Annotated in this window: 12 protein-coding genes; 4 read left to right on the top strand and 8 right to left on the bottom strand. The window is 69.6% G+C overall.

Annotated features, from left to right (window positions below; genetic code table 11):
• Window positions 1-3: 3 nt before the first annotated feature.
• From ABZV58_RS26485 to ABZV58_RS26500, 4 genes are read left to right on the top strand one after another with little or no spacing between them, the layout of a single operon-like run.
• On the top strand, window positions 4-1,431 hold the full coding sequence (locus ABZV58_RS26485) for an ABC transporter substrate-binding protein (RefSeq protein WP_355002861.1): 1,428 nt from the start codon (window positions 4-6) through the stop codon (window positions 1,429-1,431).
• Window positions 1,428-2,261: an ABC transporter permease gene (locus ABZV58_RS26490; protein WP_355002862.1), complete on the top strand. Its 834-nt coding sequence runs from the start codon at window positions 1,428-1,430 to the stop codon at window positions 2,259-2,261. The genes ABZV58_RS26485 and ABZV58_RS26490 overlap by 4 nt, the downstream gene beginning before the upstream one ends.
• Window positions 2,258-3,022, top strand: a complete 765-nt coding sequence (locus tag ABZV58_RS26495; protein WP_355002863.1) for an ABC transporter ATP-binding protein — start codon at window positions 2,258-2,260, stop codon at window positions 3,020-3,022. Before ABZV58_RS26490 ends, ABZV58_RS26495 begins: the two co-directional genes overlap by 4 nt.
• Window positions 3,019-5,733, top strand: a complete 2,715-nt coding sequence (locus tag ABZV58_RS26500; RefSeq protein WP_355002864.1) for a fumarate reductase/succinate dehydrogenase flavoprotein subunit — start codon at window positions 3,019-3,021, stop codon at window positions 5,731-5,733. The genes ABZV58_RS26495 and ABZV58_RS26500 overlap by 4 nt, the downstream gene beginning before the upstream one ends.
• Window positions 5,734-6,036: 303 nt before the next feature.
• Here ABZV58_RS26500 and ABZV58_RS26505 read toward each other — a convergent pair whose 3' ends face one another.
• The 8 genes from ABZV58_RS26505 to ABZV58_RS26540 all read right to left on the bottom strand — a co-directional run bounded on the left by ABZV58_RS26505 (window position 6,037) and on the right by ABZV58_RS26540 (window position 13,973).
• Window positions 6,037-6,537, bottom strand: coding sequence for a MarR family transcriptional regulator (locus ABZV58_RS26505; RefSeq protein ID WP_355002865.1), 501 nt, complete (start codon window positions 6,535-6,537; stop codon window positions 6,037-6,039).
• A gap of 274 nt (window positions 6,538-6,811) precedes the next feature.
• Complete coding sequence (locus ABZV58_RS26510) at window positions 6,812-8,083, bottom strand: acyl-CoA dehydrogenase family protein (protein ID WP_355002866.1); 1,272 nt, start codon at window positions 8,081-8,083, stop codon at window positions 6,812-6,814.
• An 8-nt stretch (window positions 8,084-8,091) separates the two neighbouring features.
• Window positions 8,092-8,673, bottom strand: coding sequence for a phosphotransferase (locus ABZV58_RS26515; RefSeq protein WP_355002867.1), 582 nt, complete (start codon window positions 8,671-8,673; stop codon window positions 8,092-8,094).
• Between the two features lie 76 nt (window positions 8,674-8,749).
• The gene (locus ABZV58_RS26520; protein ID WP_355002868.1) at window positions 8,750-9,670 is read right to left on the bottom strand and encodes an NAD(P)-dependent oxidoreductase; all 921 of its coding nucleotides are present in this window, start codon (window positions 9,668-9,670) and stop codon (window positions 8,750-8,752) included.
• A gap of 106 nt (window positions 9,671-9,776) precedes the next feature.
• A complete protein-coding gene (gndA, locus tag ABZV58_RS26525) occupies window positions 9,777-11,222 on the bottom strand; it encodes an NADP-dependent phosphogluconate dehydrogenase (RefSeq protein WP_355002869.1) in 1,446 nt (481 codons plus the stop codon).
• A gap of 159 nt (window positions 11,223-11,381) precedes the next feature.
• Window positions 11,382-12,704 carry an APC family permease gene (locus tag ABZV58_RS26530; protein WP_355002870.1) on the bottom strand — a complete coding sequence of 441 codons (1,323 nt, stop codon included), beginning with the start codon at window positions 12,702-12,704 and terminating at the stop codon, window positions 11,382-11,384.
• 7 nt (window positions 12,705-12,711) lie between these two features.
• Window positions 12,712-13,509: an SDR family NAD(P)-dependent oxidoreductase gene (locus ABZV58_RS26535; RefSeq protein WP_355002871.1), complete on the bottom strand. Its 798-nt coding sequence runs from the start codon at window positions 13,507-13,509 to the stop codon at window positions 12,712-12,714.
• 44 nt (window positions 13,510-13,553) lie between these two features.
• Window positions 13,554-13,973: a VOC family protein gene (locus tag ABZV58_RS26540; RefSeq protein WP_355002872.1), complete on the bottom strand. Its 420-nt coding sequence runs from the start codon at window positions 13,971-13,973 to the stop codon at window positions 13,554-13,556.
• Window positions 13,974-14,047 lie beyond the last annotated feature (74 nt).

Here is a 14,047-nt window from a genome sequence, read left to right on the forward strand (position 1 = left end):
CACATGAAAGCACGTCTCGTCCCCGTCCTGCTCGCCGCCGCACTCGCCGCCGCGGGCTGCTCACTGGAGAACTCGAACGACGCCCCCGCGGGCACCGTCAAGGTGGTCGTCGGCTATCAGTCCAAGACCATCAACACCGTCACCGCGGGCACGCTGCTGCGCGCCCAGGGTTATCTCGAACAGCGGCTGCGCCAGATCACCGACAACGGCGGCGCGAAGTATCAGGTGGAGTGGCAGGACTACGACACCGGCGCGCCGATCACCGCGCAGATGGTGGCCGAGAAGATCGACATCGGGTCCATGGGCGATTATCCGTTGCTGATCAACGGATCTCGCACCCAGGCCAACGAACGCGCCGAAACCGCGCTGGTGTCGGTCACTGGTTACAACCCCAAGGGCGCGCTGAACATGGTTGTGGTGCCCAATGATTCGCCCGCGCGCGTGATCACCGACCTTGCGGGCCAGAAGATCTCGGCGAGCGTCGGCTCGGCGGGCCACGGCACGCTCGTGCAGGCGCTGTCGCGGGCGGGCATCGATCCGGCCAAGGGCGTCGAGGTGCTCAACCAGCAGCCGCAGGTCGGCGCGACCGCGCTTGAGTCGCATCAGGTCGGCGCGCTGTCGCAATTCGTCGCCTGGCCCGGACTGCTCGTCTTCCAGAACAAGGCCAAGCTGCTCTACGACGGCGCCGAACTGAACGTGCCCACCTTCCACGGCGTCGTCGCGCGCCGCTCGTACAGCGCCGAGCATCCGGAGGTATTGCAGGCCTTCCTCGCCGCGCAGCTCGATGCCACCAAGTTCCTCAACGAGCGCCCCTTCGAGGCCGCCAGGATCGTCGCGGAGGGCTCCGGTCTGCCACAGGAAGTCGTCTATCTCTACAACGGCCCCGGCGGAACGCATTTCGACACCACCCTCAAGCCGAACCTGATCACCGCGCTGAAAGGCGATGTGCCGTACCTGAAATCGATCGGCGACTTCGCCGAACTGAACGTGGACGGTTTCGTCGACGAGGCGCCGCTGCGCAAGACCTTCGCCGAGACGGGTCAGCCCGACTACGACCGGGCGCTGGCCTCGACCGCCAACCCGAGCGCCATCACCGGCACCGACCCCGTCTGCGGCACCGCGGTCGCCGACCCGGCGCTGGCCGGTGAACTGTGGGTGGACGGCGCCGACCGGCCGCAGCCCGCGGCCGACCCCACCTGCCTGCTGCGCGCCGTGCAGGCCGCCAAGGCCCAGGGCAAGGTGATCCGCGCGGTCTACGTGCCCGACGCCGAGCTGGGCACCCGCTGGTTCGCCGACAAGGCGGTGTGGTTGCGCGACGGCGCGAAGTACCTGCCCTTCACCACGCAGGCCGCCGCCCAGCGCTACCGGCAGACCCATCCCACCGCCACGCCGGTCTCCTACGACCAGGCCGTCACGGAAGTCCGCGGATGACCGCCGTGGCCGTCGCCGCGGTCACCGAGGAGGAGACCGCGAAGGGGCGCGGCGCTTCCGAGTGGGGTTCGCGGGCCCTCCGCGTCGCCTCGGTGCTCGCGGCGGTCGGGTTGTGGCAGCTGCTCACCGTCAACGACGTGCGGGCCGGGCTGCGGTTCGACTCGCTGCCGACGGTGACCGAGATCGTGGCGGAGTTCGGCGAGCACCTCGGCAAGGACCAGTACTACTTGGATATCGCCCAGTCGCTGATCCGCATCGTCACCGGTTTCGGGCTGGCCGCGGTGGTGGGCGTGCTCGCGGGCATCGGGCTCGGGCGCTCCCGGCTGCTGGCCGACGTCTTCGGCACGCTCACCGAGCTGATCCGCCCGATCCCGGCGATCGCGCTGGTGCCGGTGGCGATCCTGCTGTTTCCCAGCGACGAGTCCGGCATCGTCTTCATCACCTTCACCGCGTCGCTGTTCCCCGTCCTGGTGAGCACCAGGCACGCGGTGCGCGCACTGCCGACGATCTGGGAGGACGCCGTGCGCACACTCGGCGCCTCGAGGCGAGATGTGTTGGTGCGCGTGGTGTTTCCCGGCATCCTGCCGGGGGTGTTCAGCGGCCTGTCGGTCGGCATGGGCGTCGCCTGGATCTGCCTCATCTCCGCGGAGATGATCTCCGGGCGGCTCGGCGTCGGCTACCGCACCTGGCAGGCCTACACCATCGTCGACTATCCGGCGGTGTTCGTCGGCATGATCACCATCGGTGTGCTCGGATTCGCCACCTCCAGCCTCGTGGAGTTGGCCGGTCGCCGGATCACCCGCTGGCTGCCCAGGGAGGTTGCGGAATGACCACCACGACAACGGCTCCCGCCGCTCCCGCCACCGTGGGCATGCGGCTCACCCTCGACGGCGTGCGGATCGCCTACGGCTCCCGCATCGTCGTCGACCGGCTCGACCTGGACATCGCCGCGGGCGAAATCCTCGTCGTGGTCGGCAAATCCGGCTGCGGCAAGTCGACGCTGCTGCGCGCCATCGCCGGGCTGCGCAGTCCCGACGCGGGGACGGTGCGCGCGGACGGGTCCACGGTCACCGGGCCGTCGGCCGATCGCGCCCTGGTGTTCCAGGACGACGCGCTGCTGCCGTGGCGCACCGCACGCCAGAACATCGAACTCGCGCTGCACCTGCGCGGCACGCCACGCGCCGAACGCAAGGCGCTCGCGCAGCGCTGGGTCACCGAGGTCGGGCTGACCGGCTACGCCGACTACCTGCCGCGCGACCTCTCCGGTGGTATGCGGCAGCGAGTTCAATTGGCGCGCAGCCTCGCCGGGGCGCCGCGCGCCGTGCTGATGGACGAGCCGTTCGGCGCGCTGGACACCCAGACCAGGGCCACCATGCAGCGGCTGCTGATCGACACTTGGCGGGCCCATCCCACCACCATCGTCTTCGTCACCCACGACCTCGACGAGGCCCTGCTGCTCGGCGACCGCATCGCCGTGCTCGGCAGGCACGACGAGCGTTCCGCCGCGTTGCGCGCCGTCGTCGAGGTCCCCGCTCCGCGCCGGTCGGTGGACCGGCAGGCCGTGCGGGACGAGATCCTGGAGAAACTATGAACAACGCGCCCGGCCGGAGCGGAGGCGGAGGTACGCCCATTCCCGAGCTGTCCGAACGAATCCGGCTCGACTGCGATGTGCTGGTGATCGGTGGCGGCACCGCGGGAACCATGGCCGCACTCACCGCCGCCGAACACGGCGCGAACGTGCTGCTGCTGGAGAAGGCGCACGTGCGCCATTCCGGCGCGCTGGCCATGGGCATGGACGGGGTGAACAACGCGGTGATCCCCGGCAAGGCGACGCCGGAGGACTACGTCGCCGAGATCACCAGGGCCAACGACGGAATCGTCGACCAGCGCACCGTCTACCAGACCGCGACCCGCGGCTTCGCGATGGTGCAGCGGCTGGAGCGCTACGGCGTGAAGTTCGAGAAGGACGAGTACGGCGAGTACGCGGTGCGCCGGGTGCACCGCTCCGGGTCGTACGTGCTGCCGATGCCGGAGGGCAAGGACGTCAAGAAGGCGCTGTATCGCGTGCTGCGCCAACGCAAGATGCGCGAGAAGATCCGGATCGAGAACCGGCTCATGCCCGTTCGGGTGCTGACCGCCGAGGGACGCGCGGTCGGCGCCGCGGCGCTGAACACGCGCACCGGGGAATTCGTCGCGGTCGGCGCCAAAGCGGTGATCCTGGCGACCGGGCCGTGCGGCCGCCTCGGGCTGCCCGCCAGCGGCTACCTGTACGGCACCTACGAGAACCCGACCAACGCGGGCGACGGTTACGCCATGGCCTACCACGCGGGCGCGGAGCTCTCCGGTATCGAGTGCTTCCAGATCAACCCGCTCATCAAGGATTACAACGGACCCGCCTGCGCCTACGTCGCGAATCCGTTCGGCGGCTATCAGGTCAACGCCGAGGGTGAGCGGTTCGTGGACTCCGACTACTGGTCGGGTCAGATGATGGCGGAGGTCAAGCGTGAGATCGAATCCGCGCGCGGGCCGATCTATTTGAAGGTCTCGCACCTGCCCGACGAGACGCTGTCCACGCTCGAGGGCATCCTGCACACCACCGAACGCCCCACTCGCGGCACCTTCCACGCCAACCGCGGCCACGACTACCGCACCCACGACATCGAGATGCACATCTCCGAGATCGGCTTGTGCAGTGGGCATTCCGCCTCCGGCGTGTGGGTGGACGAGCACGCTCGCACCACCGTGCCCGGCCTGTACGCGGCGGGCGACCTGGCCTGCGTGCCGCACAACTACATGATCGGCGCGTTCGTCTACGGCGACCTCGCGGGCGCGCACGCCGCTTCGACGCTCGCGGAACTCGATGCGCCGCAGGAGCTTCCCGAGGACCAGCTGGCCGCCGCGCACGAGCTCGTCTACCGGCCGCTGCGTCAGCCGGACGGTCCGCCGCAGCCCCAGGTCGAATACAAGCTGCGCCGGTTCGTGAACGACTATGTGGCGCCGCCGAAAACGGCCACCAAGTTGTCCATCGCGGTGGAGACGTTCGAGCGGATGCGCGCGGAGGTCGAGGACATCGGGGCGCGCACCCCGCACGAGCTGATGCGCGCGGTGGAGGTCTCGTTCATCCGGGATTGCGCGGAAATGGCGGCACGCAGTTCGCTGACCCGCACCGAATCCCGGTGGGGCCTCTACCACGAGCGCGCCGACCTACCCGAGCGCGACGACAACGCCTGGCGCTACCACCTGAATCTGCGCAAGGACGCGAACGGGGAGATGGAGTTTCTCAAGCGGCCCGTCGCGCCGTATCTGGTTCCCGTACCAGGACTGGACGACGTGCCGTCGACCGATCCCACCATCGTCGGCGTCGAACAGCCCGAACTGCGATCCGGAAGGCCGCCCCAGCGCGAGGACACGGTGGTCGTCACCTCGTCTCCCGCAACTCCCCCTTCGCCCAGGCTGGTCACCCTGCTCGCCTTGGATTCGCCTGCACTTCAGGATCTTTCGAGTTACCTCGCCGATGACGACGCCGGTGTGCGGGCCGCGGCGATCTCGGTGCTGACCGAACACACACCGGACGGGTTCGCGGCCGCCCTCGCCGACGCGCTCGGCGACACGGCCGCGTCGGTGCGGCGGGTAGCCGCCGAAGCTCTGCGGGAACTGGTGGAGATGTTGCCCGACGCGGCCGGACTGCCCGAACACCTGAAGTCCGCCGACCCGCTGGTGCGCGCCACCGTCGTCGACTTGCTGCGCGCTCTGCGCGGGGGCAGCGCGGCGCAGTTCGGCGCGGCGTCTGGTGACGCCGACCATCGGGTGCGCATCGAGGCGGTGCGCGCGCTGGTCTCCCTCGACGATCGCACCGGGGTCGCCGCCTTGGCCGACGACCCGAACCGCGAAGTGCGCATCGCGGTCGCCAACGGCCTGGCCGCCATCGGCGACGGCGGCGTCGACGTCATCCGCGCACTGTCCACCGACCGCGATCCGCTGGTCCGCGCGGCGGCACTCACCGCCTTCGCCGCACTCGGCGCGGACTCCGAGGACGCCGCCAATCTCTCCGGCGCGCTGCGTGATTCGGCCTGGCAGGTCCGGGTCGGCACGGCCCGCGGCCTGGCGGGCGCCGCACCCGACCTCGCGGTTCCCCTGCTCGCCGAGGCCTTGCTCGACCCGCACTTGGACGTCCGCAAGGCCGCGGTCCTCTCCCTGAGCACCTGGCGCACGACCGAATCCGCCCGCGACGCCCTCGAACGCGCGATCGACGACACCGACGCCGACGTCCGCGCCTACGCCCGCCGGGCGGTCGACGCGTGATCGCCCTCTGTACCCACCGCTCGGCAACCCCCTCCCACCGCTTGCGCGCGGTGATGCCGAACCAGCCCGGCACGGCGTCCACCGCCCGTTCTGGTCCGCGCGCGGCGTGGACCATGACGTGCGGCCAGCGTCGGCTCGGGCCACGCCCATTCCGCCGCCCCGCCCCGTAGGCATTCGTCTGCTCCGTCGGATTCGTGCTGGAGCGGCGACCGTTTCCGCGCGGCGGTAACCATTCGAACGCGGCGCGCGGCGCCGATGCCGGTGGCGATCTCCGCTGCCCCGGCACCGGCGCGGCGATCCCGCCTACCGCTTGTCGCGTTCGGCGACGACGGTGTCGAGGCGGGTGCCGAGGGCGGTGACCTGGTCGCGCAGGGCGGTCACCGTTTCGAGGGGGTAGCCGACCTCTTCCATGACCGCGCCGATCATCTGCCTGGCCTGTTGTTCCAGGGCGAGACCCGCCGGGGTGGCGCGGAGGTGCACCGCCCTGCGGTCGCGGGAACTGCGGACGCTCTCGACCAGGCCGCGGTTCTGTAGCCGTTGCACGAGCGGGGAGACGGTTCCGTAGTCGAGTCGGAGCCGGTCTGCGAGCTGTTTCATGGTGATGCCGGGGGTCTCCCAGAGGGCGAGCAGCGTCAGGTACTGCGGGTAGGTCACCTGCATGGCGTCCAGGTAGGGCCGGTAGGCCGCGGTCATCGAGCGCGAGGTCGAGTAGAGGGCAAAGCACAGTTGGGCCGCGAGCGAGAGCACGTCTTCGGTGCCCGCGGCGGCGGCCTCGACCGCGCCGGGATGCGCTTCTTCGGGCATATTCGCACTGTACGCATCCCGGCCGCACCGGGCGGGTCCTCGACGCTCTCGATCTCCGTTCGCGGACCGGCCGATTCACACCATCCGTGTCATGGGCAGTGGCAAGGCGGTGTGCGAGCACGATCTTCCGGTCATCATCGATCCATCCCGGAAGAACGAAGGGGGCGCACATGTGCGGCAGTAAATTGACAGCGAGCGCGGTCGCGCGGATCCGGACCGCCGCCGAGAACACCGAGGAGTGCGAGCAGGGTGCGCGCGCCGCGGACGACCCCGATCAGTCGCGTCCGACGCCCTTGGGCCGAGCCCGGTCCATGAAGCCGAACAGGTAACCGGCCACCCTACGCATCTGGATCTCCTCCGCGCCTTCGGTGATCCGGTAGCGGCGGTGGTGACGGTAGATGTGTTCGAAGGGTGTGTGCCGGGAATAGCCCATACCGCCGTGGATCTGCATGGCTCGGTCGGCGGCCTCACAGCACAGTCTGTTCGCCCAGTAATTGCACATCGACACCTGCTCGGAGACCGCGAACGTGCCGTAGCGGTCCATCGACCACGCGGTCTTGTAGATCAGCGCGCGCAGCATCTCGCATTGCGTGTGCAATTCGACGAGCGGGAACTGGACCGCCTGATTGCGAGCCAACGGCACCCCGAAAGGCTTGCGCCGCTTGGCGTACTCGACCGACTCGTCGATGCAGTACTGGGCCGCACCCAAACTCGACGCGGCCTGCCGAATCCGGTTCTCGTTGAAGAAGTGCTGCACGACGGCGAGCCCGCGGCCGACCTCACCGAACACCGCGCTGTCGGGCACCTCGACATCGGTCAGGGTCACGCGCGCGTGATCGGTCGGCATGTTGAACGTCCAGAGATACTCCTCGATCCGGAATCCGGGCGTCGTGGCGGGAACGAGGAAAGCCGTGATGCCCGCGCTGTCGCCGGGTTCGCCCGACGTCCGAGCGAAAATCAAATCGGCTGCCGCGGTGTGAATTCCGGTGTTCCATGTCTTCTCGCCGTTGATCACCCACGTGTCACCGCGGCGCACCGCGACGGTCTCCATGTGCGTCGCGTCGGACCCGTGCTCGGGTTCGGTGATGCCGAAGGCGAACATCTTCGTGCCCGCCGCCAATTCGTCGACCCACTCGGCCTGCTGCGCGGGCGATCCGTATTCGAGCATCAGCAGCAAACCGACGTTGTTGCCGACGATCGCGTGCTCGTTCTGTAGATCGCAGTGCAAGCCGAGTCCGCGGCGCGCCAAATGCTCACGGATGACGGCCATGCCGAGATCGGTGCCGTCCCGGCCGCCGTACCGGGCGGGAAACGGATAGCGGAAGTGACCGGCCGCGTCCGCGCGGCGGCGTGCCTCGGCCAGCAGCGCTTCCCACTCCGCGCTGGGCAGCCCGCCCCGGTGCCAATCGGTGCGCGCGTCCTCGCGGCGGTGGTCGAAGAAGCGCATGTTGTCGTCGGCCTGTTCGAGCGGAACGATCTGATCCTCGATGAACTCGTCGAGTTCGCGCAGGTAGCTCCGAAGTTCCTCGGGCAGTTCGAAATCCATCGATGCTCCTAAGCAGCCGCCGGTCGGATCTGCATCAGCAGGTCCCATTCGATTTCCGACACTCGCCTGCCGCTGGCGGCCATCACGATGTCGCGGGTCTCGCCGCTGAGATACGCGGCCGCTTGCCTGGCGAGCAGGACGCCCCACGCGACCGTCGACGCCGTCTTCCACCAGCGGAACCGGTCGAGGTCGAAAGCGCCGCCCGCACGCTCGTAGGCGGTGACGTAAGCGGCGCGGTCGACGAGACCGCCGAACTCGCGGGCATCGTCGCCGAAGCGATCCGCCAGCAGCGCGTCGACGCCTTCGTGGATCTCGTGCAGCAGCGCTCGGCCGGGGTCGGCATCCGGCTCGCCGGGAAGGGCGCTCGGCGCGTGGACCGGGTCGATGGCGTGCAGGCGAGCCATCGCCTCGCCGAGCTGGCCCGCGACGCGCTCGGCGAGACCCCCGGTGCGGATCGAGCGGAGTACCCGACGCGGAACGGTCTCGCCCGCGATGCGCTCCGAGAGGAGAAACGGCGCGCCGAGAAAGCGGGGGTCGCCGCAGCAGGCGGGTCGGTACTGCGGCATCCTCGGTCCTTTCGGCGCGCTCACCCGCCCGCGAGGCGATGAGAGATGTAGGGAGACATACTCTCATCGCGAGTGTGCTAGGACAACACTCGTTTCGCTGTCACACCCGCGCGAGACCCTCCGCCACCGAGCGATACACCGGTGCCCATCCCAGCTCCCGCTTCGCCTTGGTGTTGTCGACGCGCAGCGTGGTGTCCGACATCAGGCAGCCCAGGTAGGGCACGGCCAAGCGGAGAAGCCAGGTCGGCATGGCGATGGCGCGCGGGGTGCCGTGCGCGGCCGCGACGGTGTCGAGGAATTGCCGCCAGGTGATCGGCTCGTCGTCGACGATGTTGTAGGCGTGGCCCGCCTTTCCGCGCTCCAGCGCGGCGACGGTCGCGGCCGCCGCGTCGGCGACGTGGATCCAGCTGATCACCCCGCCACCGCCCAGCGGAACCAGCGGAACGCGTTTGCGCAGCAGTCCGGCGAACAGGTCGCTGAACGCGGCGGGACCGTAGAAGAGCCCGTAGCGCAACGAGATACCGTCCAGGTCCGCGGCGAACACCTGCTCTTCGGTGGCGCGGCAGCCCGCGATCACCGGATCGGCGTATCCGCCGTCCTCGATCCCGAACGGGTCGTCCTCGGTGACCCGCCGGGTGCCGTGGTCGACGTACCCGTACCCGGTGATCAGCGATTGGGTGAGGAACCGGCCAGCCCCGAGCTGGTCAGCGGCCGCGAGCAGATTCGCGGTCCCGGTGCGGCGCAAAGCATTCGTGGGATCATCGTCGGTCACGTTGCGGCCTGCGCTCTTCAACGCGGTCGCTTGGTGCAGCACAGCGTCGGCGGAGCGGCCGCGCACCGCGCGCAGCAGCCCCGCTCGATCCATCACGTCCGCGGTGATCGGTTCGGCGCCGAGTTCGCGAATCGTCTCGTCGCTCTTCGGGTTTCGCGCGACGGCGAGCACCTCGTGACCGCCGTCGGCCAGTGCCCGGATGAGCGGCCGCCCGATCGCGCCGGTCGCGCCCGCCAGTAGTACCCGCATTTCGTCCTCCTTGTCGCCCGGTGGCTTTCACCGACTTGGACGAGCGAGCCGAAGGCTTTGTGATGCGATGTGGCGCGAAACACGGTCGGGAGACCGTGCTCCCGGGTCAGCCCGCGGACACCTCGCTGCGGTCACCGCTCCACAGCGTGTGGAACTTGCCCTCGGCGTCGATGCGCTCGTAGGTGTGCGCGCCGAAGAAGTCGCGCTGGCCCTGGGTGAGCGCGGCGGGCAGCCGCTCGGCGCGCAGCGCGTCGTAGTACGACAGCGAGGACGCGAAGGCCGGGACCGGGATGCCGAGCAGGGTCGCGGTGGACACCACGCGCCGCCAGCTGTCGATGGCCGTCTCGATCGCCTCGCGGAAGTACGGGGCGAGAATGAGACTCGGCAGGGCGGGATCCTGGTCGTAGGCCTCCTTGATCCGGTTCAGGAACCGGGCCCGGATGATGCAGCCGCCGCGCCAGATCGTCGCCAGATCGCCGGGGTGCAGGTCCCAGTTGTATTCGGCGCTGCCCGCGGCGATCTGATCGAAGCCCTGCGCGTAGGCGACGACCTTCGAGGCGTAGAGCGCCTGACGGATGTCCTCGGTGAATTGCTCGACGTCCGTCGGCTTTTCGGCCAGCGTGCCGGAAGCGAGGCCGACCGCGGCCTTGCGCTGCGCGCGGGAACCCGACAGCGCCCTGGCGAAAACCGCCTCGGCGATACCGGTCACCGGCACACCGAGATCGAGCGCGGACTTGACCGTCCAGCGGCCGGTGCCCTTCTGCTCGGCGGCGTCCACGATGACATCGACCAGCGGGCGACCAGTCTTGGCATCCACCTGCGCGAGCACCTCGGCGGTGATCTCGACGAGGTAGCTCTCCAGATCACCGGAGTTCCACTGGGTGAACACGTCCGCGATCTGCTTGGCGTCGAAGCCGAGCGCGTCGCGGAACAGGTGGTAGGCCTCGCCGATGAGCTGCATGTCGGCGTACTCGATGCCGTTGTGCACCATCTTGACGAAGTGCCCGGAACCATCGGGTCCGATGTGGGTGCAGCACGGGGTGCCGTCGACCTGTGCGGCGATCGACTCCAGCAGCGGGCCGAGCGATTCGTAGGACTCCTTCGGGCCGCCCGGCATGATCGCCGGACCGTTGAGCGCGCCCTCCTCGCCGCCGGAGATGCCCGCACCGACGAAGTTCAGCCCGCGCTCGCGCATGGCGGCTTCGCGGCGGATGGTGTCGGTGTAGAGCGCGTTGCCGCCGTCGATGATGATGTCGCCCGGCTCCATCGCGGAAGCGAGTTCCTCGATGACGGCGTCGGTCGCGTCGCCCGCCTTGACCATGATCAGCACGCGGCGCGGCTTCTCCAGCGCGGCGACGAACTCCTCGATGGTCTCGGTGCGCACGAAATCGCCGTCGCCGCCGTGCTCGGCGAGCAGCGCGTCGGTCTTGGCGACAGAACGGTTGTGCAGCGCGACCGTGTAACCGTGCCTGGCGAAGTTGCGGGCGATGTTGCTGCCCATGACAGCCAGGCCGGTAACACCGATGTGTGCACGCGCTTCAGAGGTCGGCATCGATCAGCTCTCTTCGTTCGTCAGGTCCGGTGGGGTGTGCGAAAACTGGTTCCGCGGCGGCCTCGTCGGCTCCTTCGAACCGCGGCCACCCTGCGTGCCAAGCTACTGGATGGCCGGTCGGCAGCGCGGACACGGGTGGGACGCGGCATGCCCTGTAGCTCATACCCGCGTCGGCTCGTCCGCGGATTCCGGCCCACTCGTCGAACGCGAACGGAACGCGTTGACGACGCCGAGCAGCAACCCGAGCCCGAGCAGGATCGCCCCGCGCAACCACACCTCCGCGCCGATGCGGGTGAACAGGAACAGACACGACGCGAGGCCCAGCCAAGGCACCACCACCGGCACCTGGAAGTACTCGGCGTCGACCGGCTCCCGGCGCAGGATCAGCACGGCGGCATTGACCGCGGTGAAGACGACGAGCAGCAACAGCACCAGCGTCTCGGCGAGCGATCCCACCTCACCGGTCAGCGCGAGCGCCAGCGACACGGCGGTGGTGGTGAGGATCGCCACCCACGGCGTGCGGCGGCCGGGCAACACCCTGGCCAGCGCGGCAGGCAGCAGACCGTCGCGCCCCATGCCGTAAGCCAGCCGCGAGGCCATGATGCCGGTCAGCAGGGCGCCGTTCGCCACGGCGACGAGCGCGATCACCGCGAACAGTCGCTCCGGCACGCCGCCCGCCACCCGGACCACCTCCAGCAGCGGTCCGCTGGATTCGGCGAGAACCTCGGTGGGCACGACGGCTCCCGCGACCGCACCGAGCAGCACGTACACCGCGCCCGCGGTGAGCAGCGCGCCGAACAGCGCCCGCGGATAGGTGCGGCGCGGATCGCGCACCTCCTCGGCCAGATTCACCGAGGTCTCGAAGCCGACGAACGAGTAGTACGCCAGCACCGCGCCCGCGAGCACCGCGCCGACCGCTCCTCGCTCGGCCGTCTCCACCTGGGTGAGCCTGCTCGGGTCGCCGTCGCCGCGCAGCAGCACCCAGGCACCGAGACCGATGACGAGCAGGAGGCCACCGAGTTCGATCGCGGTGGCGACCACGTTCGCGCCGAGCGACTCCTTGATGCCGCGCAGATTCAGCGCGGCGAGGGCGGACAGAAAGACCACCACAACGGCGAGGGTCGGCAAAGTCACCAGCGCGGCGAGGTAGTCGGACGCGAACCCCCTTGCCAACGCGCCAACAGAGACGACGCCCGCGGCGAGCATGCAGAATCCGACAAAGGTGCCCGCCGCCGGACCGAGCGCCCGAGTCACGTAGTGCGCCGAGCCGCCCGCCCTCGGATATTTGGTGGCCAGCTCGGCGTAGGAGCCCGCGGTGAGGCAGGCCAGCACGAGCGCGGTGAGCAGCGGCAGCCAGAGCGCGCCGCCCGACGCCCCCGCGATCTCGCCGATCAACACGTACACCCCCGCGCCGAGCACGTCGCCGAGGATGAAGAAGTACAGCAGGGGCGTGCGGACGACGCGGTTCAACGCGACGGCCATGGACAGCTCAGTGCCGGTGCGGCAGCGGAGCCGCCGAGGCGACGCGGTTGGCCGCGGCCTTCACCGAATCGGGGAGGACGTGATTGATCGTCGTCAGCACCTTGGTGCCCAGCGAGGCGGCCGCCACCTTCTGGTCGCCGCGCAGCAACGCCTCGACGCCTTGGCGCGCCACGTCGGCGGGGTCGTCCTTGGGTCCCTTGCCGACCACGGTCTCCAGCATCTTGGCCCTGCGGAAGAAGTCGGTGTCGGTCGGACCCGGCATCAGCGCGGTGACCGTGATGCCGGTGCCGCGCGTCTCTTCGCGCAGCGCCTCAGCGAAGGACTGCACGAACGACTTCGACGCGTTGTACACCGCCTGCTTCGCGCCGGGCATCGTCGCCGCGATCGAGGACGTGAACAGCAGTTTGCCGGTGTCGCGCCGCACCATGTCGCCGAGCACGAGCTTGGCCAGGTGCACCGTCGAGCGCACGTTGAGGGCGATGATGTCGAGTTCGTCGTCGAGGTCGGTCGCCACGAAGTCGCCGCCGCGGCCGACGCCCGCGTTCAACGCGACGGCGTCGAGCGGCCGCTCGTCCATGGTCGCCGCCGAGTAGAGCCGCTCCACGCCTTCGGGCGTGCGCAGATCCACTTGCACCGCGCGGACTTCCACGCCGGGACGGCGCACCTGATCGGCGGCGGTCTCGATGGCCGCGTCCTCCGCGGCCACCACCACGTCGTAGCCGTGTTCCACGAACTGCTTCGCGAGTTCCAGGCCGATTCCGCTGGAAGCTCCGGTGACAAGGGCGAGGGGGCGTGTCTGGGTCATACCGCCCGCCTACCCACGCCGCGCGAGTTGTATCCGACGCGGCCTCATCGGCCGTGCGACCAGACCAGGCAGAAAGGGTGCCCGACCGGGTCGGCGTAGACGCGGAACCGGTCGTCGTCGCTGGCCTGCACCGGACGCGCGCCGAGCGCCAGTGCCTTGGTCTCGGCGACGTCGATGTCGTCGACCAGGATGTCGAGGTGGATCTGCTGGGACGCTTCCGGATCCGGGAAGCGCGGCGGCTTGTAGCGCGGTGCGGTCTGGAAGGCCAGGCGCCTGCCGTCGGGGTCGACGACGACCACCCAGGTGTCGTCCTCGTCCTCCTCGTCGATGACCACCCCGCCGAGCAGCGCGGCGTAGAACTTCGCGAGCTCGCGCGGCTCCGGGCAGTCCAACACCACGCTGCGCAGCCGTCCGACCGCGGTATCCGCCGCCACCTCGGTCGCCACCGTGCTGTCCGATGTCATGAGCGCCTCCTTCGCCGGTAAGGGACGCTTCTCACCTACCCGCCGCGCGCACCGGACAAACCGGTGCGGGCGCG

It is taken from the genome of Nocardia sp. NPDC004654 (genome assembly GCF_040609595.1).
Classification (GTDB): domain Bacteria; phylum Actinomycetota; class Actinomycetes; order Mycobacteriales; family Mycobacteriaceae; genus Nocardia.

Coding starts and splice junctions, on each gene's coding strand:
- gndA (WP_355002869.1), bottom strand. CDS start 11,222: ATGCCGACCTCTGAAGCGCGTGCACACATCGGTGTTACCGGCCTGGCT.
- ABZV58_RS26530 (WP_355002870.1), bottom strand. CDS start 12,704: ATGGCCGTCGCGTTGAACCGCGTCGTCCGCACGCCCCTGCTGTACTTC.
- ABZV58_RS26510 (WP_355002866.1), bottom strand. CDS start 8,083: ATGGATTTCGAACTGCCCGAGGAACTTCGGAGCTACCTGCGCGAACTC.
- ABZV58_RS26500 (WP_355002864.1), top strand. CDS start 3,019: ATGAACAACGCGCCCGGCCGGAGCGGAGGCGGAGGTACGCCCATTCCC.
- ABZV58_RS26540 (WP_355002872.1), bottom strand. CDS start 13,973: ATGACATCGGACAGCACGGTGGCGACCGAGGTGGCGGCGGATACCGCG.
- ABZV58_RS26495 (WP_355002863.1), top strand. CDS start 2,258: ATGACCACCACGACAACGGCTCCCGCCGCTCCCGCCACCGTGGGCATG.
- ABZV58_RS26490 (WP_355002862.1), top strand. CDS start 1,428: ATGACCGCCGTGGCCGTCGCCGCGGTCACCGAGGAGGAGACCGCGAAG.
- ABZV58_RS26485 (WP_355002861.1), top strand. CDS start 4: ATGAAAGCACGTCTCGTCCCCGTCCTGCTCGCCGCCGCACTCGCCGCC.
- ABZV58_RS26520 (WP_355002868.1), bottom strand. CDS start 9,670: ATGCGGGTACTACTGGCGGGCGCGACCGGCGCGATCGGGCGGCCGCTC.
- ABZV58_RS26535 (WP_355002871.1), bottom strand. CDS start 13,509: ATGACCCAGACACGCCCCCTCGCCCTTGTCACCGGAGCTTCCAGCGGA.
- ABZV58_RS26505 (WP_355002865.1), bottom strand. CDS start 6,537: ATGCCCGAAGAAGCGCATCCCGGCGCGGTCGAGGCCGCCGCCGCGGGC.